At 70.9% G+C, this 22,217-nt stretch carries 22 protein-coding genes; 7 read left to right on the forward strand and 15 right to left on the reverse strand.

What is annotated here, in order from left to right; translation table 11 throughout:
• Positions 1–4 precede the first annotated feature (4 nt).
• The 6 genes from ACYUED_RS44125 to ACYUED_RS44150 form a co-directional block, all read right to left on the reverse strand.
• A complete protein-coding gene (locus tag ACYUED_RS44125; RefSeq protein ID WP_491290005.1) occupies positions 5–985 on the reverse strand; it encodes a 2-hydroxyacid dehydrogenase in 981 nt (326 codons plus the stop codon).
• The gene (locus ACYUED_RS44130; protein ID WP_491290006.1) at positions 982–2,151 is read right to left on the reverse strand and encodes a lactate 2-monooxygenase; all 1,170 of its coding nucleotides are present in this window, start codon (positions 2,149–2,151) and stop codon (positions 982–984) included. The genes ACYUED_RS44125 and ACYUED_RS44130 overlap by 4 nt, the downstream gene beginning before the upstream one ends.
• Positions 2,152–2,416: 265 nt before the next feature.
• A complete protein-coding gene (locus ACYUED_RS44135) occupies positions 2,417–3,193 on the reverse strand; it encodes an NPP1 family protein (RefSeq protein WP_491290007.1) in 777 nt (258 codons plus the stop codon).
• Between the two features lie 142 nt (positions 3,194–3,335).
• On the reverse strand, positions 3,336–4,328 hold the full coding sequence (locus ACYUED_RS44140) for an ATP-dependent DNA ligase (RefSeq protein WP_491290008.1): 993 nt from the start codon (positions 4,326–4,328) through the stop codon (positions 3,336–3,338).
• Positions 4,329–4,450: 122 nt separating this feature from the next.
• Positions 4,451–4,822 carry a hypothetical protein gene (locus ACYUED_RS44145; protein WP_491290009.1) on the reverse strand — a complete coding sequence of 124 codons (372 nt, stop codon included), beginning with the start codon at positions 4,820–4,822 and terminating at the stop codon, positions 4,451–4,453.
• A gap of 21 nt (positions 4,823–4,843) precedes the next feature.
• A complete protein-coding gene (locus ACYUED_RS44150) occupies positions 4,844–5,593 on the reverse strand; it encodes an SDR family oxidoreductase (RefSeq protein ID WP_491290010.1) in 750 nt (249 codons plus the stop codon).
• Between the two features lie 117 nt (positions 5,594–5,710).
• Here ACYUED_RS44150 and ACYUED_RS44155 point away from each other — a divergent pair, with 117 nt between their 5' ends.
• On the forward strand, positions 5,711–6,403 hold the full coding sequence (locus ACYUED_RS44155; protein WP_491290011.1) for a TetR/AcrR family transcriptional regulator: 693 nt from the start codon (positions 5,711–5,713) through the stop codon (positions 6,401–6,403).
• 122 nt (positions 6,404–6,525) lie between these two features.
• On the opposite strand, the gene ACYUED_RS44160 is transcribed toward ACYUED_RS44155, so the two are convergent.
• Positions 6,526–7,209, reverse strand: a complete 684-nt coding sequence (locus ACYUED_RS44160; protein WP_491290012.1) for a response regulator transcription factor — start codon at positions 7,207–7,209, stop codon at positions 6,526–6,528.
• Between the two features lie 19 nt (positions 7,210–7,228).
• Positions 7,229–7,603, reverse strand: a complete 375-nt coding sequence (locus tag ACYUED_RS44165; protein WP_491290013.1) for a hypothetical protein — start codon at positions 7,601–7,603, stop codon at positions 7,229–7,231.
• A 464-nt stretch (positions 7,604–8,067) separates the two neighbouring features.
• Here ACYUED_RS44165 and ACYUED_RS44170 point away from each other — a divergent pair, with 464 nt between their 5' ends.
• The gene (locus tag ACYUED_RS44170; protein WP_491290014.1) at positions 8,068–8,595 is read left to right on the forward strand and encodes a MarR family winged helix-turn-helix transcriptional regulator; all 528 of its coding nucleotides are present in this window, start codon (positions 8,068–8,070) and stop codon (positions 8,593–8,595) included.
• Between the two features lie 12 nt (positions 8,596–8,607).
• On the opposite strand, the gene ACYUED_RS44175 is transcribed toward ACYUED_RS44170, so the two are convergent.
• On the reverse strand, positions 8,608–9,774 hold the full coding sequence (locus ACYUED_RS44175; RefSeq protein ID WP_491294724.1) for an MFS transporter: 1,167 nt from the start codon (positions 9,772–9,774) through the stop codon (positions 8,608–8,610).
• An 87-nt stretch (positions 9,775–9,861) separates the two neighbouring features.
• Here ACYUED_RS44175 and ACYUED_RS44180 point away from each other — a divergent pair, with 87 nt between their 5' ends.
• The 4 genes from ACYUED_RS44180 (at position 9,862) to ACYUED_RS44195 (ending at position 14,143) form a co-directional block, all read left to right on the forward strand.
• A complete protein-coding gene (locus ACYUED_RS44180) occupies positions 9,862–10,608 on the forward strand; it encodes an AraC family transcriptional regulator (protein WP_491290015.1) in 747 nt (248 codons plus the stop codon).
• Positions 10,609–10,879: 271 nt separating this feature from the next.
• Positions 10,880–11,260 carry a DoxX family protein gene (locus tag ACYUED_RS44185; protein WP_266524483.1) on the forward strand — a complete coding sequence of 127 codons (381 nt, stop codon included), beginning with the start codon at positions 10,880–10,882 and terminating at the stop codon, positions 11,258–11,260.
• A complete protein-coding gene (locus ACYUED_RS44190) occupies positions 11,257–11,724 on the forward strand; it encodes a peroxiredoxin (protein ID WP_491290016.1) in 468 nt (155 codons plus the stop codon). The genes ACYUED_RS44185 and ACYUED_RS44190 overlap by 4 nt, the downstream gene beginning before the upstream one ends.
• Before the next feature lie 76 nt (positions 11,725–11,800).
• Entirely contained in the window at positions 11,801–14,143 is a 2,343-nt protein-coding gene (locus tag ACYUED_RS44195; RefSeq protein ID WP_491290017.1) for an ATP-binding SpoIIE family protein phosphatase, read from the forward strand.
• Here the strand turns inward: ACYUED_RS44195 and ACYUED_RS44200 are convergent, their stop codons facing one another.
• Positions 14,144–14,578, reverse strand: a complete 435-nt coding sequence (locus ACYUED_RS44200) for a cupin domain-containing protein (RefSeq protein WP_491290018.1) — start codon at positions 14,576–14,578, stop codon at positions 14,144–14,146. It lies immediately after the preceding gene.
• A gap of 268 nt (positions 14,579–14,846) precedes the next feature.
• On the opposite strand from ACYUED_RS44200, the gene ACYUED_RS44205 reads away from it, so the two are divergent.
• A complete protein-coding gene (locus ACYUED_RS44205) occupies positions 14,847–15,821 on the forward strand; it encodes a TauD/TfdA dioxygenase family protein (protein WP_491290019.1) in 975 nt (324 codons plus the stop codon).
• Between the two features lie 2 nt (positions 15,822–15,823).
• Here the strand turns inward: ACYUED_RS44205 and ACYUED_RS44210 are convergent, their stop codons facing one another.
• The 5 genes from ACYUED_RS44210 to ACYUED_RS44230 form a co-directional block, all read right to left on the reverse strand.
• Entirely contained in the window at positions 15,824–16,858 is a 1,035-nt protein-coding gene (locus ACYUED_RS44210; protein WP_491290020.1) for an LLM class flavin-dependent oxidoreductase, read from the reverse strand.
• Positions 16,859–16,937: 79 nt separating this feature from the next.
• Complete coding sequence (locus tag ACYUED_RS44215; RefSeq protein ID WP_491290021.1) at positions 16,938–18,443, reverse strand: metallophosphoesterase family protein; 1,506 nt, start codon at positions 18,441–18,443, stop codon at positions 16,938–16,940.
• Positions 18,444–18,637: 194 nt separating this feature from the next.
• Positions 18,638–19,552: an MHYT domain-containing protein gene (locus ACYUED_RS44220; RefSeq protein ID WP_491290022.1), complete on the reverse strand. Its 915-nt coding sequence runs from the start codon at positions 19,550–19,552 to the stop codon at positions 18,638–18,640.
• 449 nt (positions 19,553–20,001) lie between these two features.
• Positions 20,002–21,201: a glycoside hydrolase family 64 protein gene (locus ACYUED_RS44225; RefSeq protein WP_491290023.1), complete on the reverse strand. Its 1,200-nt coding sequence runs from the start codon at positions 21,199–21,201 to the stop codon at positions 20,002–20,004.
• Between the two features lie 185 nt (positions 21,202–21,386).
• On the reverse strand, positions 21,387–22,142 hold the full coding sequence (locus tag ACYUED_RS44230) for a dienelactone hydrolase family protein (protein ID WP_491290024.1): 756 nt from the start codon (positions 22,140–22,142) through the stop codon (positions 21,387–21,389).
• Between the last annotated feature and the right edge of the window lie 75 nt (positions 22,143–22,217).

A 22,217-nucleotide genomic window follows, 5' to 3' on the forward strand; every position in this document is an offset into this window, starting at 1 on the left:
GGGTTCAGCCCACGACGTCCTTCGGCTTCCCGCCGGACAGGAAGCCGGCCACGTTCTGCACGGCGGCCAGCGCGATGCGGACCAGCGTTTCGCGGGTCACCCCGCCGACGTGCGGTGAGAGCACCACGCCCGGGGACCTGAGCAGACGCAGGGCCTGGGTGGGCGGTTCGGGATCGAAGACGTCGATGCCCGCCCCGGCCAGGGCGCCCTTCTCCAGCGCGTCCGCGAGGGCGTCCTGGTCGATGAGGGCGCCACGCGCCGTGTTGATCACGAACGCCGTCGGCTTGAGGAGCGCGAGTCGCCCGGCGTCGAGCAGATGCCGGGTCTCGGTGGTCAGCGGGGCGTGCAGCGAGACGTAGTCCGCCGTGCGCAGCAGTTCGTCGAGCGGTACGTGGCGGGCCCCGCCGAGGCGGGCCTCCGTCTCCTCGGGCAGCCTGCGGCGGCCGGTGTACATGATGCTCATGTCGAACGCGACCGCGCGGCGGGCGACTTCCTGCCCGATGTTCCCCAGCCCGACGATGCCGAGCGTCTTGCCGGACAGCTCGGTGAGCGAGCGTTGCAGCCGGGGCAGCGCCCAGTCGGCCTCGACGAGCGCGGTGTGCGCAGGGATCAGCTGCTTGGCGAGCGCGAGCATGAGGGCGAAGGTCTGCTCGGCCACGTTCTGCGACTCGGCGCCGCTGGAGCCGATGTTGCACACGCGTACGTCCTGGGCCCTGGCGGCCTCCAGGTCGACGTAGTCGAAGCCGTGGCTGGCGCACTGCACCAGCTCCAAGTCCGCTGCGGCGGCCAGGTGTTCGGCCGTCACGGGGGACAGCGCGGTGATGATCACATGCGCCGCTTGCAGGGCGGCCGGGTCCTCGTCGGTCGCCTCGACGACGGTGACGTTCGCCTCGCCGGGAAAGAGGGTGGCGAGTCCGGCGCCGGCGGCACGGCCGCCGACGTGCGGGGCGACGACGGCGAGAACGTTCTTCCGGGCAGTGGTCATGCTGATTCCTCGATGAGGTCGGCGGGCCCGATCGTGGCGGGCGAGGCGTGTCCGGACAGGGCGAGCGTGAGGTCGAACTCGGCGAGCAGGCAGCGGATCACGTGCTCGACGCCCGCCTGCCCGTCGAGGCCGAGCCCGTACACGTACGGCCGCCCCACCAGCACCGTCCGCGCGCCGAGCGCGAGGGCCTTGAAAACGTCGTCTCCGGTGCGCACGCCGCTGTCGAACAGGACGGTCAGCCGGTCTCCGACCGCCTCGGCCACCCGGGGCAGCGCGTCGGCGGCCGCGACGGATCCGGCGACCTGACGGCCGCCGTGGTTGGAGACGACCACGCCGTCCATGCCGGCGTCGGCGGCGAGCCGTGCGTCGTCCGGGTGCAGGATGCCCTTGAGAACGATCGGGCCGTCCCAGTTCTCCCGCAGGAACGCCAGGTCGGGCCAGGTCTTGCCCGGGTCGGCGAACATTCCGACGAAATGCAGCACGGCCGCGTTCGGGTCCTCGTGCACCGGCTTGGCGAGGCCCGCCTGGAAGGCCGGGTCGGAGAAGTAGTTCGCCGTGCCGACACCGTGCAGGAAGGGGAGATAGGCCTGGTCGAGATCGCGGGGGCGCCAGGCCAGCAACGGCGTGTCCAGGGTGACGACCAGCGCCGTGAACCCGGCCGCCTTCGCCCGGCTCAGGAAACTCCGCGTCACCTCACGGTCCTTGGCCCAGTACAGCTGGAACCAGCGCTCCGCGTCGCCCATCGCCTCCGCGACCTGCTCCATCGGCGTGCTGGACGCCGAGGACAGGATGTACGGCACCCCCTGCGCGGCGGCGGCCCGGGCGGCGGCCGGTTCGGCGTCCGGGTGCATGATCGACAGCACGCCGACGGGCGCCAGTGCCAGCGGGGCGGGCAGGGCACGGCCCAGCACCTCGACCGACAGGTCCCGCTCGTGCACGTCCCGCAGCATTCGCGGCACGATCCGGCGTCGCTGGAGTGCCGCCCTGTTCGCCCGTGCGGTGCTGCCGTCGCCCGCACTTCCCGCGACGTAGCCGACCGGTCCGGGGCCGAGGCGCTGCTCGGTCAGCTCCTCCAGCCGGGTCAGGTCGGTGGGCAGCCTGGGTACGGCGCCCGACATCCCGTTGAGATAGATCTCGTACTGGAAGTCCGCCCAGTGCTTGGCCATGGAAGGGTCCCGTCTCTCGTCTCAGAGAACGCGCTGCACGCCGACGATACCGGCCGGTAGGTCGGGTGAAGAGGCAGGGTGCGACCGCCGACTCACCCAGGACGCGCGCCGGTTCACGGGGCTGTGAGAACGCGGGCCGGTGGACGCCGACGAGCTACACCCCGAGGACCGCGTCCACCGTATGGTGTCCGGTTGCGTCACCGGGCAGGACGGGTTCGGCCGCTCGCCCGTCGATCGTGCACGACCGCACCCGGGGGTGGCGCGATCAGGCGCTGGGATCGAACGCGATTCCGGACGGCTTCGCCGACGAGAGATGTGCGGCGAAGTTGCCGTCCTTCAGACCGAAGTGGGCGCTGCCGAAGTCGTAGGCGCTCAGCTTGTCGCGCAGGCCCGCGGGGTAGCCGTTCCAGCCGACCAGCGGCGGGTACTGCCAGGTGTGCTTGTGGTTCTCCGGCGGCTCGTCGTTCGTGTTCGCCAGCCGGAAGCAGTGCGTTCTGATGCCGTCCTTGTGGTAGACGATCTTCGCGTGCGAGCCGTCGAAACGGACCTCGGAGGCCCGTTGCACCGAGAACGAGCCGTGGTTGGACGTCGAGACGTACCTGATCTGGTTGTCCTGCACCCAGATCACCACGTGCTCCCAGTCGTGCCGGTGCCCGCCGATGCTGCTCCAGGCGAGAGCCTGGTCCTTCTCGAAGTACAGGCCGTACATGTACGCGCACCAACCGTTGTTGCACCTGTAGCGCGAGTAGCTGTTGGTGTTGTCGAGCTCGGAGGCGTCGTGGCACTGCCCGTTGAGGGCGCCGGTCGGCTTGAGGCCGCCGTTGATCGTGCCGTCGGGGCCGATGGCGGGGCTGGAGTAGCAGCCGTCCGTGTCGTAGTCGAAAGCCGGCTGGTACGTGAACTCCGCGGCGTCCGCGGCCGCGGGCAGCGCCTGGGGCGGGGCGGCGAAGGCGGCGGCGGGGAAGGCGATGACGAGCGTGGCGGCAACCGCCGGAGCGGTCAGCCACCTTCTGCGATGCAGCTTGGACTTCTGCGACGACACTGCGTCCTCCTCCTGGTCCGGGACAGCCCAACGGCTTTGGGGGGCAAGGGAGTTCAGCATCCCCGGTTTTCACTTCCGGGCCAAGAGGGCGCAGGCGTACCAGTGGTGAAGCGCAGCCCAGTGTTCGGCTGATGACGGCGTGTCAGGGCGTGGGCCGGTCCGGATCGTCCGGGATGTCGGCCGACGACTCCTCGGGCGCCAGGTCGGGTCTCAGCCGCAGCCACGACGGCTGGCGCAGCATTCCGGCCCGGGTACGGGTGCTGTAGCGGACCTCGCCGACCAGCCGGGGCACCACCCAGTGGGGCCCCGCGACCGGCGGTACGGGGTCGAAGGGGCATACGTCGGTCGCTGCGGCCCCCAGCAGTGCCGCCAGTTGCGCCCGCTCGGCCTCGCTCCAGCCGGTGCCCACGCTCCCGACGTACCGCAGCCGCCCCGCGGCCCGTTGCCCGACCAGGACGGCGCCGGGCAGCCCCGACAGCCGCCCCCTGCCGGGCAGCCAGCCGCCCACGATGACGTCCTCACTGTGCATGTTGCGGATCTTGATCCAGGCCCGGGAACGCACCCCGGGTTCGTACACCGAGTCCAGTCGCTTGCACACCAGGCCCTCCAGACCGTGCTCACGGGTGGCCCGCAGGGCCTGGTCGCCGTTCCCGACCAGCGCGGCCGGGGTGGACCAGAACGGACCGTCGAGATCCAGCCGCTCCAGCTGCCCCCGCCGTCGGGCATAGGGGAGCGCCGTGAGGTCCTGCCCGCCCAGGTGCAGCACGTCGAACAGGACGAGGTGCACGGGCACATTCGCCGCCTGCCGTGCCGCCCTGCCGGGCGCGTGCGCCAGCCCCATGCGGGACTGCAGCAACTGGAAGTCGGCGCGCCCCCGGTCGTCCAGCGCCAGCACCTCCCCGTCCAGCACGGTCGGTGTCGTACCGAGCGCCGTGCCGAGCGGCCGCAGCTCGGGGTACGCGCCGGTGATGTCCTCCGCGGACCGTGCGCGCAGCAGGACGCTGCCGTCCCCTTCGAGGTAGGCCACCACGCGCTGGCCGTCCTGCTTGGTCTCGTAGGCCCAGCGGGCGTCCTGTGCGGTGGGCGGCAGCTTGCCGGCCCTGGCGAGCATGGGCGGGATCAGGGGGAGCGTCACGGGATGACTGTCGACGGTGCGGCCCGCCGCCATTCGCTCCGCGCGCCGCTTTCCCCTGAACGGCGCTGTTGAACGGCGCTGTCCGCAGCTGAACCAAGCTGCCTACAGACTGCTTACCGGGGTCAGTGGATCGTCGAGACCCACCCGGCGGAAGAACTCGACGCGGATGCGGTCGGCCACGGCGGAGACGACCTCACTGCCGTCGCGGCTCGGGTCCACGTGGATCCGGAACGGCCGCCTGCCGGGCGGCAGTTCGACGGTTGTACGACGGCCTCCGCCACGTCGGCGACATCGGCGTCCGGCGGTATCAGCCCGGCCGGCCGCTCGTGCACGTCCTCCACCAGCGCCTTGTACCGGCTGTCGTAGGCGGCGGCCCGGTCGGCGTCGGCCGGTGCTCCGGCGCGGGCGAAGTGGTTCGTGCCCGAGGTGAAGGCGCCCGGCACGACGATCGAGGTGTCGATGCCGAACCGTACGAGTTCCGCGGCATGGCTCACATCGAAGGACGTGGCGCGCCGTCAGATGATGCCGCCGTTGGCCCGCAGCACCTGGCCGTTGATCCAGTGGCCCTCGGGGCCGGCGAGGAAGGACACGACGTTGGCGATGTCCTCCGGCGTCCCCAGTCGCTGCAGCGGGGGCTGCGCGGCCAGGCGGGCGACGGTCTCCTCGTCCTTGCCGTCGAGGAAGAGCTCGGTGGCGGTGGGACCGGGCGCGACGGCGTTCACCGTCACGTCACGGCCGCGCATCTCCCGGGCGAGGATCAGCGTCAGCGCCTCGACCGCGCCCTTGCTCGCGGCGTAGGCGCCGTAACCGGGGAAGGCGAGACCCACCACCGAGGTGGAGAAGTTGACGAGCGCCCCGCCCGGGCGCAGTCGGCGGGCGGCCTGCTGGTCGACGACGAACGTGCCGCGGATGTTGGTGCGGTACACGGCGTCGAGCTCACCGAGGTCGAGCTCGGCGACGGGGGAGAGGGCCATGCGCCCAGCCGCGTGGACGACCGCGTCCACGCCGCCGTACGTGGCCTCCGCCAGGTCGAACAGGGCGGCGACCTCGGTCTCGTCGCCGACATCGGCGCGGGCTGCGTACGCCGTGCCGCCCGCCGCCTCGATGGTGCGTACGACGTCGTCGGCCGCGTCCTTGTTTCCCGCGTATCCGACGACCACGGCGAATCCGTCGGCGGCGAGCCGCTGGGCGACCTGCCGTCCGATGCCGCGCGATCCGCCTGTCACGATCGCGGCGCGCCGGTCCGTCCGAGGCTGAGTGGTCATGACTGCATCCTTTACTGGTAGCGCTGCTACGACTGATTCGTATCGACGATAACACGTATGCGTAGCGGCGGTACAGCCCCTTTCGTATCGGCGCTACGAATGGCGTACCGTGGACGTATGGATGCGAGGGAAAAGATCCTGGAAGCCGCCACGGACCTGCTGGCCAAGGCGCCGGTCGCGGATGTCTCGACGCGCGCGGTCTGCGAGGCGGCCGGGGTGGGGGCGCCGATGCTCTACCGGCTCTTCGGCGACAAGGCCGGGTTGCTGGCCGCCGTGGTCGACCGCGGTTTCGCGGAGTATCTCGCCTCGAAGCGGGCCGCCCGGCCCAGCGACGACCCGGTCGCCGACCTTCGGAGCGGCTGGGACAACCACATGCGCTTCGCGCTGGAACACCCCAACCACTACCGCCTGATGTACTCGCCCGAGTTGACGGCACCGCCCGCGGCCGCCCAGGAGGCGCACGCCCTGCTGCACGGGATCCTCGAACGCTGCGCTGCCGCCGGCCGGCTCACCGTCCCGCCCGCCCTCGCCACCCAGATGATCATGTCGGCCAACGTCGGCGCGGCCCTGTCGATGCTGACCAGACCGGAGCAGTACCCGGACCCGCAGTTCTCCGAGCGACTGCGTGACAGCGTGCTCGACTCGCTGACCCGTCCCGCCGAGACGAGCGAGCCAAGTAAACGGGACAGGGCCGTCCCTGTCGCCGCCGCGACCCTGGCCGCCCGCCTGCGTGCCCAACAGGCCCCGGTGTTCACGCCTGCCGAGTCGGCGCTGCTGGAACAGTGGCTGGACAGACTCTCAGCAGGCTGAGCCGTGAGCCGTGAGCCGTGAGCCGTGAGCCGTGAGCCGTGAGCCGTGAGCCGTGGGGCGTCTGATGCCGGACGCTGGCCGTTGGATGGCGGATGTCAGGTGTGGATGTGAGATGTCAGCGGTTATCGCTCCGCGGGCGGCGAGACCGTCGTGAGGCCCGACTGGTAGGCGATGACGACGAGTTGGGCGCGGTCGCGGGCGCCCAGCTTCGTCATGGCGCGGTGGACCTCCGTGCGCACCGTGAGCGGGCTGACGGAGAGCTTCTTGGCGATCTCCTCGTTCGAGTGGCCCTCCGCCACCCAGCCCATCACCTCGCGCTCAGTTGCGGTCAGTGCGGAGAGATCCACGGACGCCGTCGGGCGCACCCTCTGCGCGGGGGCAGCCAGGAAGCGCGTGATCAGCGCGCGCGTGGCGAGCGGGGAGAGCAGCGAGTCACCCACGGCCACGGTCCGGATGCCGTCGAGGAACGCGTCGGCGGTCACGTCCTTGCCGAGGAACCCGCTCGCGCCGGCCCGCAGCGCCTGCGCGACGTACGCATCGATCTCGAACGTGGTGAGGATCAGCACGCGCGTCCTCGACAGATCCGGGTCGGAGCAGATCGCGGACGTGGCGGCCAGGCCGTCGGTGCCGGGCAGGCGAATGTCCATCAGCGCGAGGTCGGGGCGGTGCACGCGCGCGAGGGCTACGGCCTCGCCGCCATTGGTGGCCTCGGCGACCACCTCCATGTCGTCGCAGGAGTCGATCAGGATCCGGAACGTGGCCCGGAGGAGGGCCTGGTCGTCGGCGAGCAGCACGCGGAGGGTCATGGTGTCCGTTCTTGTCGTCTCATGGCTGCCGTTCCCTGGCGCCGGGGAGTCCGTCACGGCAGGGAGCGGTGGGGTAGAGGGAGAGTCGGGGGGCGACCTCGAATCCGTCCTCCAGCGGTGGCGGCCCTGGCGGGCGCCGCCGACGGAGTGGGCGCGTTCGCGCATGCCGATCAGCCCGAAGCCGTGCCCCGGGGGCGGGGCTCGCGACGACGGCGCACGTGCCGTCGTCGGTGAAGGTGATCGTCAGGTGGTCCTCGTCTTTCTGGCGCAACACACCCACGGTGGCCTTCATCTCGCCCAGCGCCGAGGACGTCGTACAGGTGAGGTCGGTGAGGATCATGGTGTCGACGGTGCGGAGGTGGTCGCCCGCATAGCGCTGCCAAGGGATGCTCATCGCGTCTTTCCGGTCGGGTCCTGGAAGCAATGGTGGGCGATGCATGCCGGGAACGACGGGTGAGGATCGCCCGTGTCCCGCCACACGAGCGACGCTCTCGGAGGGAAGCCGGGGAGGTCAGACGGGGGCGGGCACCCCTGCGGCCGGTTCGGCGGTGGCCGGATCGCCACGGGTCCTTGCGGGTGAGCCGCTCACCCGCCGCGTCGACGACGGATGCTGTGCCGGACGCCGGACGCCGGACGCCGGACGCCGGACGTCCTCGAACCGGCGCCAGTGCCCCTCGCCCACTCCGTCGGCCAGGAGGGCGGCATGATGCTCACCCGCGCCCCTGCAGAGCGGGGTGTGGACGTGCGCAGCGAGGTCACCGTGAGCGAGATGACCCGCTGTTTCTATGCGGAGTAAACGCAATACAGCACACGCAGTAGATTACTTGAGTTACGCAACAATATGGTAAAGTGGATCGCATGTCCCCTCCACCGCTCCACGAAATCGCCGACACCCCCGCCTCGGACGAAGTGATCGAGATCGAGCGGGCGCTCACTCGCATCACCTACCTGAGTACGCGCGCTCGGAAGCATGACCAGCTGATGGCCCTCGCCGGTGTGCCGCTGGACCGCGCGGCCGTGGCGTTGCTGCGGCAGGTCGCTGATGCTGAGCCACTGCGCCCGGGAGAGTTGGCCAACCGGCTGGGAGTGGAGGCGTCCCACGTCACGCGCACGGTGCAGCAACTGCAGAAGTCCGGTTACGTCACCCGCGTTCCCGACCCCGACGACCGTCGCGCCCAGCGCATCCAGCTCACCGAGGCCGGACAACAGGCCATAGTCCGCGTCCGGGACGCGGGATCCCGCGGCATGCAGCTTGCCCTCTCGGACTGGAAGCCGGAGGAATTGCGGCAGCTGGCCACTCTCTTCCACCGCATGGTCGACGACTTCCTTTCCTACTCCTTCGACGACGCGGAGGAGCAGCCGGTCGCGCGGGCGGGCACCGCCTGACCCGACGCAGGCTCACGCCGAGGTGGTGCGGGGGCGTCGGCGGGATGGCTGCCGTACGGGCGCCGGCTCCACCGCCGGGTCGGGCTCGCGCAGACCGCACAGCAGGAGTCGGCCCAGGGCGGGCAGCATGATCAGCGGGATCAGGGCGGTCCGCAGCGAGGTGGCGTCGGCCAGCGCACCCAGAGCCGGGGCGGCGAGCCCACCGACGCTCACCGTCAGCCCCAGGGTGACCCCGCTCGCGGTGCCCGGCCGTCGCGGCAGGAAGTCCTGGCCGAGCGTGATGTGCAGCGCGAAGGGGACGTAGAGCCCTGCCGAGGTGAGCGCGACGAACAGGTAGACCGCCGGACCGGGCACGAGGATCACGCCGGCGACGGCCAGGACGGTCAGGGCGTACGACCGGCGCACCACCGCGATGCGTCCGTATCGGTCGGCGAGTCTGCCCCCGGCCATCGTGCCGAGCGCGCCGCCCCCGTACAACACGAACAGCGCCGCCGTGCCGGCCGCCTCACCGCCGCCCGTCCGCTGCCGGACGTAGAGCGAGACGAACGCGCTCAGGCCGACGAAGACGATCGAGCGGCACACGATCGCAGCGGACAGCCGCACGAACGACGTCCAGTCGTCGGCGCCGGAGGCCGCAACCCCACAGGAGTCCGCCGCGCGGCTCCCCGAGGAGCGCGCCGCGGCCGCGCACAGTGCCGCCCCCGCCAGCGCCGGGACGACCAACAGGGGAGAGGCGTTCAGGCCTCCGTCGGCGACGACTGCGGCGACGAGCAGCGGTGCCAGCGCGAAGCCGATGTTGCCGCCGAAGGAGAACCAGCCCATCGCCGTGTTGCTGCCACCCGCGGCAGCGCGGGCCGCGCGCGCCGCCTCCGGGTGGTACGCGGGCACACCGATCCCGGACACCGCGACCGCCGCGAGCGTCAGCATGTACGAGTCGCCGACCCCGCACAGAGCCACACCGGCGCCGCCGGTCAGTGCGCCGACCGGCAGCAGCCACGGCATCGGCCACCGGTCGGTGAGCACCCCGAACAGTGGCTGCACCACCGACGACAAGAGGGAGGCGGCCAGGACGATGCCCGAGGCCGCGGCATACGTATAGGCACGCTCGGAGACGAAGAACGGCACGAGCGCGGCCACGGCGCCCTGGTAGACGTCGACGCAGGCGTGGCCCAGGGACATCAGGGTGATGGGGCGGTTGCGAAGGATGGACACCCTGCGATCGTCGCGGCACCGGGTGCCGGCCAACTTCCGTTAATCTGCCTGATTGTGTCGAACATCCGCCACTCGCCCAAGGCGCCGACGCACGCCCGGAGCCTTGCCGCCGGGGAACGCATCGACGCGCACCGCCACGACGACCACCAGATCGTCTACGCCGGCGCCGGTGTCCTCGCCGTCACGACCGAAGCCGGCACCTGGTTCGCGCCGGGCACCCGCGCCATCTGGGTCCCGGCCGGCACGGTCCACGCCCACCGCGCCCACGGCCACCTCGACCTGCACCTGGTGGGCCTGCCCGCCGACGACAACCCGCTCGCCCTGGACGCCCCCACCGTCCTCGCCGTCAGCCCGCTCCTGCGCGAGCTGATCCTGGCCTACACCCGCGACCCGGACGACACCACACCCGAACGCCGCCGCCTGCTCGCCGTCCTGCGTGACCAACTGCGCGCCTCGCCCCAGCAGCCGATGCGCCTGCCCACCCCCACCGACCCCCGCCTGGCCGCCGTCTGCGCGATGCTCCACGCGAACCCCGCCGACCCGCGCACACTTGCCGCGCTCGGCGCCGCGACCGGGGCCTCGGAGCGCACCCTCAGCCGCCTCTTCCGCAGCGAGTGCGGCATGACCTTCCCGCAATGGCGCACCCAGTCCCGGCTGTACCACGCGTTGCGCATGCTGGCCGACGACACACCCGTCACCAGCGTCGCCCACCACTGCGGCTGGTCCTCCACCAGCGCCTTCATCGACGTCTTCCGCCGCTCCTTCGGCTACACCCCCGGCACCCACAACCGCCGCACCTAGGCCCGGTACGGCGGCGTCGCGGGCATACGCCGTATACCTCGAGGGAGTGCACCGGGCGGACGCTGTACCTTCGTCAAGGCAGACGAGGGCCGCCTCCGGGGGCAGTGCCCGGCCGACGTCGCCGACGGCAGGTGCCACACAAGGGCACGCCCGCGGAAAGGCCGCGGTCGCCCTGGTCTGAGAGAGCGGAAGGCCGCCCATGCCGGACGCCCGGTACGTCGCCTCTCTACCCTCCGGTAACATCGCCCGGCAGGTCATCAGAGGAGGAACCGTGCCACGGTCCGAACGCTCGCCCCTGCTGCTCGCCGGCCTGCTGGCCGCAGCAGGCGTCACCCACTTCGCCGCGCCGAGCCCATATGACGCGACCATTCCGCGTGCCCTGCCGGGCGCGCCCCGGACATGGACGTACGTCAGCGGCGCCGCCGAACTGGCACTGGCCGCGGGCATCGCACTGCCCCGCACCCGCAAGGCCTCGGCGTTGGCCGCGGCCGCCTTCTTCGTCGGCGTCTTCCCCGCCAACGTGAAGATGGCCGTCGACTGGCGCCACCGCCCCACCCCGCAGAAGGCCGCGGCCCTGGGACGACTGCCCCTGCAGCTGCCCCTCGTGCTGTGGGCCCGCAGCGTCGCGAGGAGCGGGGAGGGACGGTCGTGACGGAGCGCCTCGCCATCGGTGACAAGGTCGACGACTTCGAACTGCCGGACGAGACCGGCACCCCCCGCATGCTGTCCGAACTGCTCGCCGACGGGCCGGTGGTGCTCTTCTTCTACCCCGCCGCCCTGACCGCCGGCTGCACGGCGGAGGCCTGCCACTTCCGCGATCTGGCAGCTGAGTTCGCCGCCGTCGGCGCCCAGCCCGTGGGCATCAGCGGCGACCCCGTCGAACGCCAGCAGGAGTTCGCGGGCCGCCACACGCTCGGCATGCCGCTGCTCTCCGACCGCGACGGAACGGTCCGCGAGCTGTTCGGCGTGAAGCGCGGCTTCACCCTGGCACCCACCAAACGCGTCACCTTCGTCATAGCCCAGGACCGCACCGTCCTCGACATCGTCCGCAGCGAACTGCGGATGAACACCCACGCCGACCGGGCTCTGGCCGCTCTGCGCGCACAACAGAAGTGACACCCGCGAAGCGGAGGACCCGGCCGGTCCTCCGTTTCGGTTGAAGCGGTGGGACAAAAGCACCATTCTGAGGGCTATGGAGCACGCCTCTAACGCGGCGGTCGTGGACGCCCGCGGCATCGTGACAGGGTGGAGCGAGGGCGCCCGGCAACTGACGGGATACCCGGCGGGCGAGGCGGTGGGCCGGCCGGTGCGGGACCTGCTCGCCGAGGAACCCCCGCCCGAGGCCGTCGCCGCGCTGACCGGCACCGTCGTGGTGCGGCATCGCGACGGCTCCGCTGTCCCGCTCATGGTGCGGGCGTGCGTGATGCTGACCGAGGCCGGCGAGGCCGGCGGTTACATGATCACGGCCGATCCCGCCGGTGACCACCACCGTTCCGTCCTGGCCGGCCGGGCCTTTCAACAGGCCGCGATGTCGATGTCCGTCTTCGACGTCCGCCAGCGCTATCTGCGCCTCAACGACGTCGCGTCCCGCGTCATGGGCGTGCCGGAGGACGCCCTGCTCGGCCGGTTCTTCTCTGACACGGTGGCGGACGCCGAGCACAGCAGCGGCTTCCTGGCCCATCTGCGCCATGTGGCCGAGACGGGCAGCGCGACCCGCTACGAGAGCTACGGCGGTGCCCCGGCACTGAATCGGGATCATGCCTGGACCACGGAGATGTGGCCGCTGCGGGAGCCCTCCGGCGAGGTGTACGCGGTCGCGCTCGCCGCGTTCGACAGCACCGAGCAGTACTGGGCCCGTCAGCGCCTGGCACTGCTGAACGAGGCGGCGGCCTCCATCGGCACCACCCTGGACGTGGTCCGCACCGCCGAGGAACTCATCGAACTCCTGGTGCCCCGCTACGCCGACTTCGCCAGTGTCGACCTGCTCGACTGGGTCCTCGGCGCGGAGGAGCGGCCCGTGATGCCGGAGGCCGACGTCATGATGCGGCGGGTCGCCCACGGCTCCGCCACCGAGGGCACGCCCGAGGCCGCCGTGCACGTGGGGGACACCGACATCTACCCGCCGTTCTCGCCGACCGCGAAGGCCCTGCACACGGGGCGGGCCGTCCTCAGCCAGGCGGGCGAGCCGGACTTCGTGCGGTGGGTCGCCGAGCGCAACACGCGGGAGCCCGTGGGCCGCCCGTACCGCAGGGGCGTCCACTCGATGCTCGCGGTGCCGCTGCGGGCCCGGGGCACCACGCTGGGCGTCGCGGTCGGCGTCCGTATCGCGAATCCTGACGACTACGGCGACGACGACGCCGTTCTCGGCGAGGAACTCGCCAGCCGGGCCGCGGTCTGCATCGACAACGCGCGCCGCTTCGCCCGCGAGCGCACCACCGCACTGGCGCTGCAGAACAGCCTGCTGCCGAGGGGACTGTCCGGACAGGCGGCGGTCGAAGTGGCCCACCGCTATCTGCCCTGCGGATCGCCGGTCGGCATCGGCGGCGACTGGTTCGACGTCATCCCGCTGTCCGGCAGCCGTGTCGCCCTGGTCGTCGGCGATGTGGTCGGACACGGCATCCCGTCCTCGGCGACGATGGGCCGCCTCTGTACGGCCGTACGCACCCTCGCGGACGTGGACCTGCCGCCGGACGAACTCCTCACGCACCTCGACGACCTGGTCATCCACCTGGCGTCGGACGACAGCGGTGCCGAGGCCGCCGAGCTCGGTGCCACCTGTCTGTACGCCGTCTACGATCCCGTCTCGCGTCGCCTCAGTCTTGCCGCGGCCGGCCACCCACCGCCCGCCCTCGTGCTGCCCGACGGCACCGCGAGCCTGATCCCCATGACGGCCGGGCCTCCGCTCGGTGTCGGCGGCCTGCCCTTCGAGGCCACCGAGCTGGAACTGCCGGAAGGCTCCCTGGTCGCCCTGTACACCGACGGCCTGATCGAGGACCGCGACCGTGACGTCGACCACGCCATCGACGAACTGTGCCGCGCGCTCTCCGCCCCCGCCGGGACCCTCGACATGCTGTGCGACACGGTCCTCAAGGCCGTGCTGCCGGAGGAGCCCGGTGACGACGTGGCGCTGCTCCTGGCGCGCACCCGGGCGCTGCGTGAGGACCGGGTCGCGACCTGGGACATCACCCCGGACCCGGAGCGCGTGGCCGCGGCCCGGCAGGCGGCGACCGAGCAACTGACGGCCTGGGGGCTGGACGAGGCGGCTTTCGTCACCGAACTCGTCGTCAGCGAACTGGTCACCAACGCGATCCGGTACGGCCAGCCCCCCATCCAGCTGCGGCTGATCCGCGACCGCACCCTCATCTGCGAGGTGTCCGACGGCAGTTCCACCTCACCGCACCTGCGCCGGGCGCACGCCTTCGACGAGGGCGGCCGCGGACTGCTGCTGGTCGCCCAGCTCACCCAGCGCTGGGGCAGTCGGCAGACGGGCCAGGGCAAGACGATCTGGGCCGAACAGTCGCTGACCCCGCAGTGATCACTGGAACGAGCAGCCCGGGTTCGGCACGTCCTCCGAGAAGGGCGCACCGTGCGGCAGGATGTACAGCACCTCCAGGATCAGTGGAGTGGTGCCCTCGTTGCGGCCGAGGTGGACGTCACTCGGTCCGCCCGGCTCGCGGAGGGTCGTGCCGGTCCTGTAGACGCCGTCCTCGGCGCAGTCGGCGTGGTAGTGGCTGAGGGTGCCCTGTCGGACGAAGCCGTAGACCGTGCCGTCGTGGTAGTGCCAGCCGGTGCTCTGGCCGGGCGGGACGGTGATCTCCCGGACGACGTAGTCGGTGTCCCCGACGGTGGTCTGGCTGATCAGCCGCCCGCTCACCCCCGGGCCGGGCGGCGTGGCTCCGGCGGTGTTGCAGGTCAGAACGGTGCCGGTGACGACCGCGCCGACGACGGCGGTACGGAGCGCGTTACGCATGTGAAAAGCCTCCCGAGACGAGGGACGTGGGACGAGGGGACGAAGACCGAGTGACGACGTGAACATAGAGGTCCACAAAGGCAGTTGGGGCCTGAATGATTCAATCCGTACTCAGGCGTCATACGGCGGTCCGCTCCCGTACACGTCCGCCGGCTTCCTGTCGTCCCTGAGACCCGGGATCCGGGCATGGAACGTCCCCCGCGTTCCCTGCGAAGATCGGATACGGGACCGGCCGAGCGGGGTCGGCCCGGTGATCATCGGAGCGCGTATGACGACGGAGCGGGACACGGTGACGGGCGTCGAACAGACCGCGGGGATCGAGGTGAAACCGGTCGCCGGGCACATCGGAGCCGAGATCACAGGGGTCGATCTCGCCTCCGCACCGGACGATGCCGTGGTCACCGCGATCCGGGCGGCGGTGCTGCGCTGGAAGGTGGTGTTCTTCCGCGGGCAGCGGCTCGACCACGCCGGGCACGTGGCGTTCGCGCGCCGCTTCGGCAAGCCCGTCGTGCCGCGCAAACGGGGCAGTGCCTCGCCGCCGGACGTCCCCGAGGTCGAGACGACCGCCGACCGCCTTGAGCTGGGCGGGAGGTTCGGCATGGAGCACGACGAGTGGCTGCAGCGCCGACGGCACACGCTGCTGCGCGGCTGGCACTGCGACCACGGCGCGCGCATCGACCCGCCGGCCGCGACGATCCTGCGCGCCGAGACCGTACCGCCCTACGGCGGTGACACGACATGGTCGAACCTGGCGGCCGCCTACGCCGGACTCTCCGCTCCCGTGCGGGCGTTCGTCGACGGGCTCCGCGCGGAACACCGCCTGGGCGTCGGTTACCAGCCGCGCCCCGGCGACGACAGCTACCTGCGCCACCTGCTGGACCATCAGGTCGCCTCCGTGCACCCGCTGGTGCGCGTGCACCCCGAGACGGGCGAGCGGGTGCTGTTCGTCAACGGCTACTACCTCGAGCAGATCACCGACGTCTCCCGCCCGGAGAGCCGGGCGATCCTCGACATGCTGCTGGAGCAGGCGGTCCGGCCCGAGTACACGGTGCGGTTCCGCTGGGAGCCGGGGAGCGTGGCCTTCTGGGACAACCGGGCCACCATCCACCTCGCCCCCAGCGACAACACCCACCTCGACGTCCCACGGATCATGCACCGGGTGATGCTGACGGGCGACGTACCCGTCGGCGTGGACGGCAGGCCGTCGCAGCCGATCACCGGAACCGAGCCGGGGCGCTGGTGACCTCACCCGGCGGGCTGCCAGCCCAGCGCGGGACCGAGCTTCGTGGCCATGTCGGTGAGGATCTGCACATAGTCCTCGTGCTCGAAGGTGAACGGCAACGCGAACGCCACCTCGTCCACCTCGCGGAACGCGGCATGAGCCCGAAGCCGTTCGGCGATCTCCTCGGAGGTGCCGACGACGTCCGGCGCGAACATCAGGCGGGCCGGGCCCTGAGGTGAGGCCGTGCGAGGGGTGCGCCGGGCCGCGTACTCCTCGTACTTCGCACGCTGCCCGAGAGAGGCGGAGTCGGTGGGGATGACGACCAGGCCCTGCGAGACGCGCGCGTCCTCGCCGTCCTGGTGATGGGCGCGGAAGGCGCGGATGTGGGACAGCTGGATCTCCGCGAAGTCGAAGTCCCCTTCCCCGCCCGCCCCTTCGGCCTTCACGACACTGCTGGTGAGGAAGTTCATGCCGTGCTCACCGGCCCAGCGAGCCGACCCCAGACTGCCACCGCCGTACCAGAGCCGGCGCCCCAGACCGGGGGAGTGGGGCTGCACCCGGTCCGAGAACACCTCGAAGCCCTCGACACCGCTGAAGTCCGTCGCGCTCTTGCCCCGCACGAGATCCAGCAGGCGCCGCACCCGCTCGTAGGAGAAGTCCTCGGCCTCGGCCGTGTCCGGGTACAGAGCTTCCTTCACCTGCTCGTAGTGCATCGGCGGCCCGACGCTGACACCCGGGTTGATCCGGCCCCCGGACAGGATGTCGACCGTCGCCAGGTCCTCGGCCAGGCGCAGCGGGTTCTCCCAGCCGAGCGGGATGACCGCGGTGCCCAGCTCGATACGGCTGGTGCGCTGCGAGGCCGCCGCCATCACCGCGACGGGGGAGGAGATGCCGTACTGGAGATGGCGATGCCGCAGCCACGCGCTGTCGAAGCCGAGCCGCTCACCCAGTTCGATGATCTCCAGCGTGGACTCGTGCCCCCGGCGCGGATCCGTCTCGTCGAACAGGCCGATGGTCAGGAAACCCAGCTTGCGCAAGGGGCGTGAGGTCGGCGACACAGCGTCCTCCGTCGTTCGTCGATCAAGGTCCACGGCAGCGTCAACCGGATCCCCGCAAGAAGTGTTCCCACTTTCAAGCTCAGGTCAGGGGAATGGTGAACTCGTCCTCGACCGGCGGTTCGACCTCCTGGGCGCGGTTGCCCGTGGCTGCGAAGCAGCGCAGCCGGATCGCCTCCGGAGTGACGTCCAGACGCAGGAAGCACTTGAAGAAGGGCGGACTGTACGTCGCCGAACCCGGCGAGAACAGCTGCGTGTAGATCTTGCGGACCGGGAGGCGCAGGCGCGAGGTGCGGTCGGGGCGGCCGCCGGCGCCCAGCAGACCGGCCACGATGCTGGCACGGCGGGTGACGCGCACCGGGCCGCCCGGGGCACGGGTCGGCGCCATGCCGAGTCGCTCGGCGATCACGGCCATCGCCTCGTGCTCGGTGAGGGTGAACAGGCGCGGCAGGCGCAGGCGGCGTCCGTAGAGCCTGCTGTAGAAGGCGAGGGAGTCACCGCGCAGCGGGTAGCAGCGGAAGTCCTTCTCGGTGACGTTCGCGATGTCGATGCGGGGGATGGTGTGGGTGGCGTGCATGAACGCGCCGCCGCCGCCCGAGACGACGTACTGGATGGTGCGACCGTCCACCTGGACCGGGTAGCGCTGGTAGTTGTGGATGTCGCCGCCTATCGCCGCGACGTAGTGGTGGTCGGGGTCACGGACGATGTCGTCGACGGTGCCGTTGCCCCCTTCGATGGTGCAGGGGTGGTGCTCACCGTCGACGTACAGGGGCGAGCCGGTGATGAGGATCTTGGGCCGGGGGCCCTTCGACACCTCCCGCAGCCAGGCGCCCTGTTCGGCGTCGATGGTGCCGAGCAGGCCCGTGTCGATGCCTATGATCCGCACCGGTCCGGCGTCCACGGCCCAGTACGGGCCCGGCTGGACGGCCCGTTGGTCCGGCTCGGACCGCAACTGCCGTGCCTCGCCCAGGTGTTGACCGTCAGTCGGGCGCGGTCGGTGCCACAGGAGACCGCGTGCCCAGGCCCGGGTCAGCGGCCGCGCTGCCGGCTCGGGCGCGAGGGGCGGGGCGTCCTCGCAGAAGACGCGCATGAAGGCGCCGAGGTCTTCGTACCAGTCGTGGTTGCCGGGTATCGCGTAGATCGGCGCCCGGTAGTCCTGGTAGGGGCGGAAGAACTTCGTGGCGTAGTCGTCCGCGCTGCCGACCGGGTAGATGACGTCGCTGGCGATGACAGCGAAGTCCGTCCCCTGACTGACCTTCAAGAAGCCCGGCACCACCGCGTACTGGGGGTCGTCGCCCTCCCCGGTGTCACCGATGACCATGAACGAGAACCGGTCCGCGTCCTCGCGCCGGATCACCTTGTCCGCGGGCGCGCCGGCGGCTTGGCGCTGGGCCACCCATCTGCTGCGGGTGCGGCCCGTGGGGTCCCCGAACCATGAGGCCAGCACGCCGTTGCGAGCGGCCCACAGCGTTTTGGGGCTGAGCCAGGAGAGCTTCTCTGTCCTGTGCGGCATCAGCCGCTTGTACTCGCCGCGCTCTGTGGAACCCCAGCCGGCGCCTTCGGCGGTATCGCGTGAAGAGTCAGACACCGCTGCACCGTAACAATCCTGGTTTCCTCCGCCCCTGGTGGGGTGGGTTGCCCCACGCGGGAGTTCGGCCGGTCGCCCGGCTTACTGGCTCCCGCTGCGGGGACCCGGCCGGCGCGCAGAGTTGAGGGCCTGCTTCCCGTGTGGACGGGCCGCTGTACCGTCCGGTCCGTCCGCACGTGGAAGGCTGCCGCGGATCACCAGTCGTGGCCGGGCGGTGGGGCCCACTGCGGCGAGGCGGCCCCGTAGTGATCCTGCCGGGGGCGGGCCTGGCCGACCGGCGCGCCGAAGCCGGCGCTGCTGTGCTGCGGTACGGGCTCTTTCGCCTCCTTGGCCGCCGAGGTCCGCCGGGACGTGGCCGACTTGCCCCACTCGCCGTCGCCCAGCACCAGAAGCGGGTCGAACATGACCACCACCCCGGCCAGCAGCAGGAAGACGGCCGGTCCGAGAAGCATGGGCAGCAGCAGGGAGGTGGGCGAGTCGCCCGCCCAGGAGTCGTTGCCGTTGCCGTGCACATGGACACTGACGGCGGCCATGGCCGTGTAGTGCATGCCGGACACCGCCACACCCATGACCAGGCTCGCCCCGAGGCTCGTCATGAAGCCGCGGATGCTGACGGCCGCCCACAGCGCGGCCGTCGCGGCGACGATGGCGATGGCGACGGACAGGGCGACGGTGAGCGGGTCGTACCGGATGTCGCCGTTCACCTCCACCGCGGCCATGCCGAGGTAGTGCATCACGGCGACACCGATACCGGTGACGGCGCCGGCGACGCCCAGCGTGATCCTTCCGGAGCCTCGGTAGCCGACGATGAACACGCCGATGCCGACCACGATGATCGCCAGGGCCAGGCTCAGCAGGGTGAGGCCCGTGTCGTAGCGGATCCCGCTCTCCTCGACCTGGAAACCGAGCATGGCGATGAAGTGCATCGTCCAGATGCCGCAGCCGATCGACGCGGCGCCGAGCGCCAGCCAACCAGGCTTCCACGACTCCTCGTTGAGCAGGGACCGGACGATGCAGCGCAGTCCCAGCGCCCCTCCCAGACAGGCCATCAGATAGGCAGCCACAGGGGTCACCGCGCCATAGCGGAACCCGTCAACCGTGCCGTGCATATGCCAACTCCCCCCAGAGCCATGGCAGATTGTGGAGCAAGGTCTACGGGTGGAGGTCAGGTGAAGGCAAGGTATTACCACTGGTAACTGAATAACTCTCAACTCTCAGCGGTTAACTCCGGTCACTCTTGCGCGAGTATCGGCCATGCGCCACATTCAGATGTCATATTCGTCGGGCAGGCGCAGTGCGGGGCCGCCCACCTGGAGACCGAGCGGGACGGCGCGGCCCTTCGGTTCCTCCCACTCCTCCTGGCGCCCGAGAGCGGTGAGGTCGAGACACGGGTAGCCGTTGTGGAACTGCTCGATGCCCCGGCTGAACGTGGAAGACGTCGTTGGCCGAGGAGCGTGACCGCCCGCTTCACACTGCCGCGGGACATCCAGGGCATCGCGCCGGACCCACCGTTCCCGCGCACGGGACAACCCGTGTGCGGGAACGCGGTGTTCGGCTTTCAGCTGAGGGGATCGAGGGTCAGGTACGCCTGCTGCGGGCTGCCGTCGTGCACCAGGGACTCCTGGTTGCCGACGTCGTCGAAGGCGAAGGCGTAGGCCTTGCCGTCGGCCATCTGGGCGTGGATCTTCCGGGCGTACTGGTTGGTCACCGTGTCCTGGTAGAAGTGCGCCGTCGTGGTGTCCGGCTGGTTGGGGTTGGCCAGGAGGGTGGAGCGGTTGAATCCCGCGCACAGGGTGCGGGAGATCGGTCCGCGCACCTGGTCGTTGGGCGCGTCGAGCAGTTTGTGGCAGCCGAAGATGCTGTCCGCGTCCGGCTTCTGGAAGCTGGTGACGACCGCTCCCGAACTGTTGGTGAAGTTCATGACGTTGCCCGACACCCGGCCGAAGTACTTCGTGTCCGGCTGGTCGGTGAACGGTGTCACCGTCAGAGTGCTCGTCGCGTACTTCTGCCAGACGCGGCTCACGTAGTCGTCCATCACGGACGCCGGCAGGGCTCCGTTCTCCAGACCGTAGCCCGGTGCCAGTGCGCGCAGGACGGTGCCGTCGGAGCGCGCCTGGATCAGGTTGGCCCATCCGCCCGGCTGCCCCCGCAGCGCGCTGAAGAAGCCGTTGTAGCCGCCCGACTTGAGGTGTCCGGTGGTGGCCGTGCTGCCGTCGGCGCGCTGCACCCCGACTGCGTAGGGCGCGGAGAACATGTCCACCTGGGTGCTGTTGAGCCACAGGCCGGAGTCGTTGAGCGTGTACTCGGACCAGTTGAACAGGATGTCGCGGTTGGGGTCGCTCGGGTTCTGCACGGCCGGCTGCACCAAACCGCCGGTCGTCAGCTTGAACACGAGCTTCTGGCCGTAGGAGAAGTAGATCCGGCCGGAGAACTTGGGGATCCGGATCGTCTTCGACTGGCCGGTGGCGGGTCCGGCGATCGACGCGTCGGGTGCGGGGGTCGGCGGGTTGCCGCCCGCGGGCCAGGCGTGGAACGTGCCGTTCGCGTCCGCCCAGCCCTGCTGGCCCGTCGAGAGCAGGGTGCCCAGGGTGTAGACGTAGACCGGCTCACCGCGACCGGAGTTGTTGGTCAGCTTCAGGGGGATGGTGTCGGGCACCGCCGCGTCGGCGGACGACGGCGAGTGGATGGCGAGGACCGCGGCGAGCAGCGCGGCCGCCGCTGCCGGGGCCAGGAGCCGGTGAGTGAGCTTTCTGAGCACGCTCCACCTCCGTGGGGGGTTCACTTGTTGTGGGGGGATCACCTGAGGGGGTAGGTCCGGACCTCTTTGAGAGCGCTCTCAAACTGGCACCGGGCTGCGTGCATGTCAATAAGTTGAACATGGCCGACGAAAGGCGCCCGCGGAGCGAACTCCGCGGGCGCCTTGGCCGGTTCGGGCGGTACGCGTCAGAAGGTGCGCTCGAGGAGGCCGAGCAGCGCGGCCCAGTGCCGCTCGTCGCCGTCCTTGTGGTACGACGCGGTGTCCGCCTGCGTGAAGCCGTGGGCCGCGCCCGGGTAGACCTCGCAGCGGTGGCGTACGCCCGCAGCGGTCAGCGCGTCCTCCAGGCGCTGCATCTGCTCGGGCGGCAGGGACGAGTCCTCGTCGGCGTGGCCGAAGTACAGCTCGGCGGTGACGTGTTCGGCCACCAGGTGCGGGCTGTCGGGAGCGTCCGTCGCCAGCTGGCCACCGTGGAACCCGGCCGCGGCCGCGACCCGCTCCGGGTAGGTGCCCGCGGTGTACAGGGCCAGCCGCGCACCCATGCAGTAACCGGTCAGCGCGACCGGGCCGTCCGCGACCAGGGGGGAGTCGGCCAGCCAGCGCAGATACGCGTCCGCGTCCCGCATCGCGAGGTCGGGCGTCAGGGACTGGATGAGTGGCCAGACCTTCCCCCAGATCTCCGGTCGCGCTTCGGGGTCGATGAACTCCGGCAGCTCGGCGACCGGCGAACGCCCGTGACGGTAGAAGATGTTGGGCACCAGCACCGTGTAGCCGGCCTCGGCGATCCGGTCGGCCATCGACGTCAGATGGGGGCGCAACCCGAAGGCGTCCTGGTAGAGCAGGACGCCGGGCCGGGGACCGCCGTCGGCGGCGTGTGCCACATAGGCGTCGGCGACGCCGTCCTCGGTGGGGACGTCAACGGCTGTTCCCTGTACGGAGGTCATGGGGGACTACCTCTCTGCGTACTTGCGTACTTTGCGGCGAAGCGACACGTCGGCCTGACGGGCCGGTCGCGGCCA

It is taken from the genome of Streptomyces sp. DF42, assembly GCF_058267695.1.

Coding starts and splice junctions, on each gene's coding strand:
- ACYUED_RS44125 (WP_491290005.1), bottom strand. CDS start 985: ATGACCACTGCCCGGAAGAACGTTCTCGCCGTCGTCGCCCCGCACGTC.
- ACYUED_RS44130 (WP_491290006.1), bottom strand. CDS start 2,151: ATGGCCAAGCACTGGGCGGACTTCCAGTACGAGATCTATCTCAACGGG.
- ACYUED_RS44150 (WP_491290010.1), bottom strand. CDS start 5,593: ATGACCACTCAGCCTCGGACGGACCGGCGCGCCGCGATCGTGACAGGC.
- ACYUED_RS44155 (WP_491290011.1), top strand. CDS start 5,711: ATGGATGCGAGGGAAAAGATCCTGGAAGCCGCCACGGACCTGCTGGCC.
- ACYUED_RS44160 (WP_491290012.1), bottom strand. CDS start 7,209: ATGACCCTCCGCGTGCTGCTCGCCGACGACCAGGCCCTCCTCCGGGCC.
- ACYUED_RS44165 (WP_491290013.1), bottom strand. CDS start 7,603: ATGAGCATCCCTTGGCAGCGCTATGCGGGCGACCACCTCCGCACCGTC.
- ACYUED_RS44170 (WP_491290014.1), top strand. CDS start 8,068: ATGTCCCCTCCACCGCTCCACGAAATCGCCGACACCCCCGCCTCGGAC.
- ACYUED_RS44175 (WP_491294724.1), bottom strand. CDS start 9,774: ATGTCCCTGGGCCACGCCTGCGTCGACGTCTACCAGGGCGCCGTGGCC.
- ACYUED_RS44195 (WP_491290017.1), top strand. CDS start 11,801: ATGGAGCACGCCTCTAACGCGGCGGTCGTGGACGCCCGCGGCATCGTG.
- ACYUED_RS44200 (WP_491290018.1), bottom strand. CDS start 14,578: ATGCGTAACGCGCTCCGTACCGCCGTCGTCGGCGCGGTCGTCACCGGC.
- ACYUED_RS44205 (WP_491290019.1), top strand. CDS start 14,847: ATGACGACGGAGCGGGACACGGTGACGGGCGTCGAACAGACCGCGGGG.
- ACYUED_RS44220 (WP_491290022.1), bottom strand. CDS start 19,552: ATGCACGGCACGGTTGACGGGTTCCGCTATGGCGCGGTGACCCCTGTG.
- ACYUED_RS44230 (WP_491290024.1), bottom strand. CDS start 22,142: ATGACCTCCGTACAGGGAACAGCCGTTGACGTCCCCACCGAGGACGGC.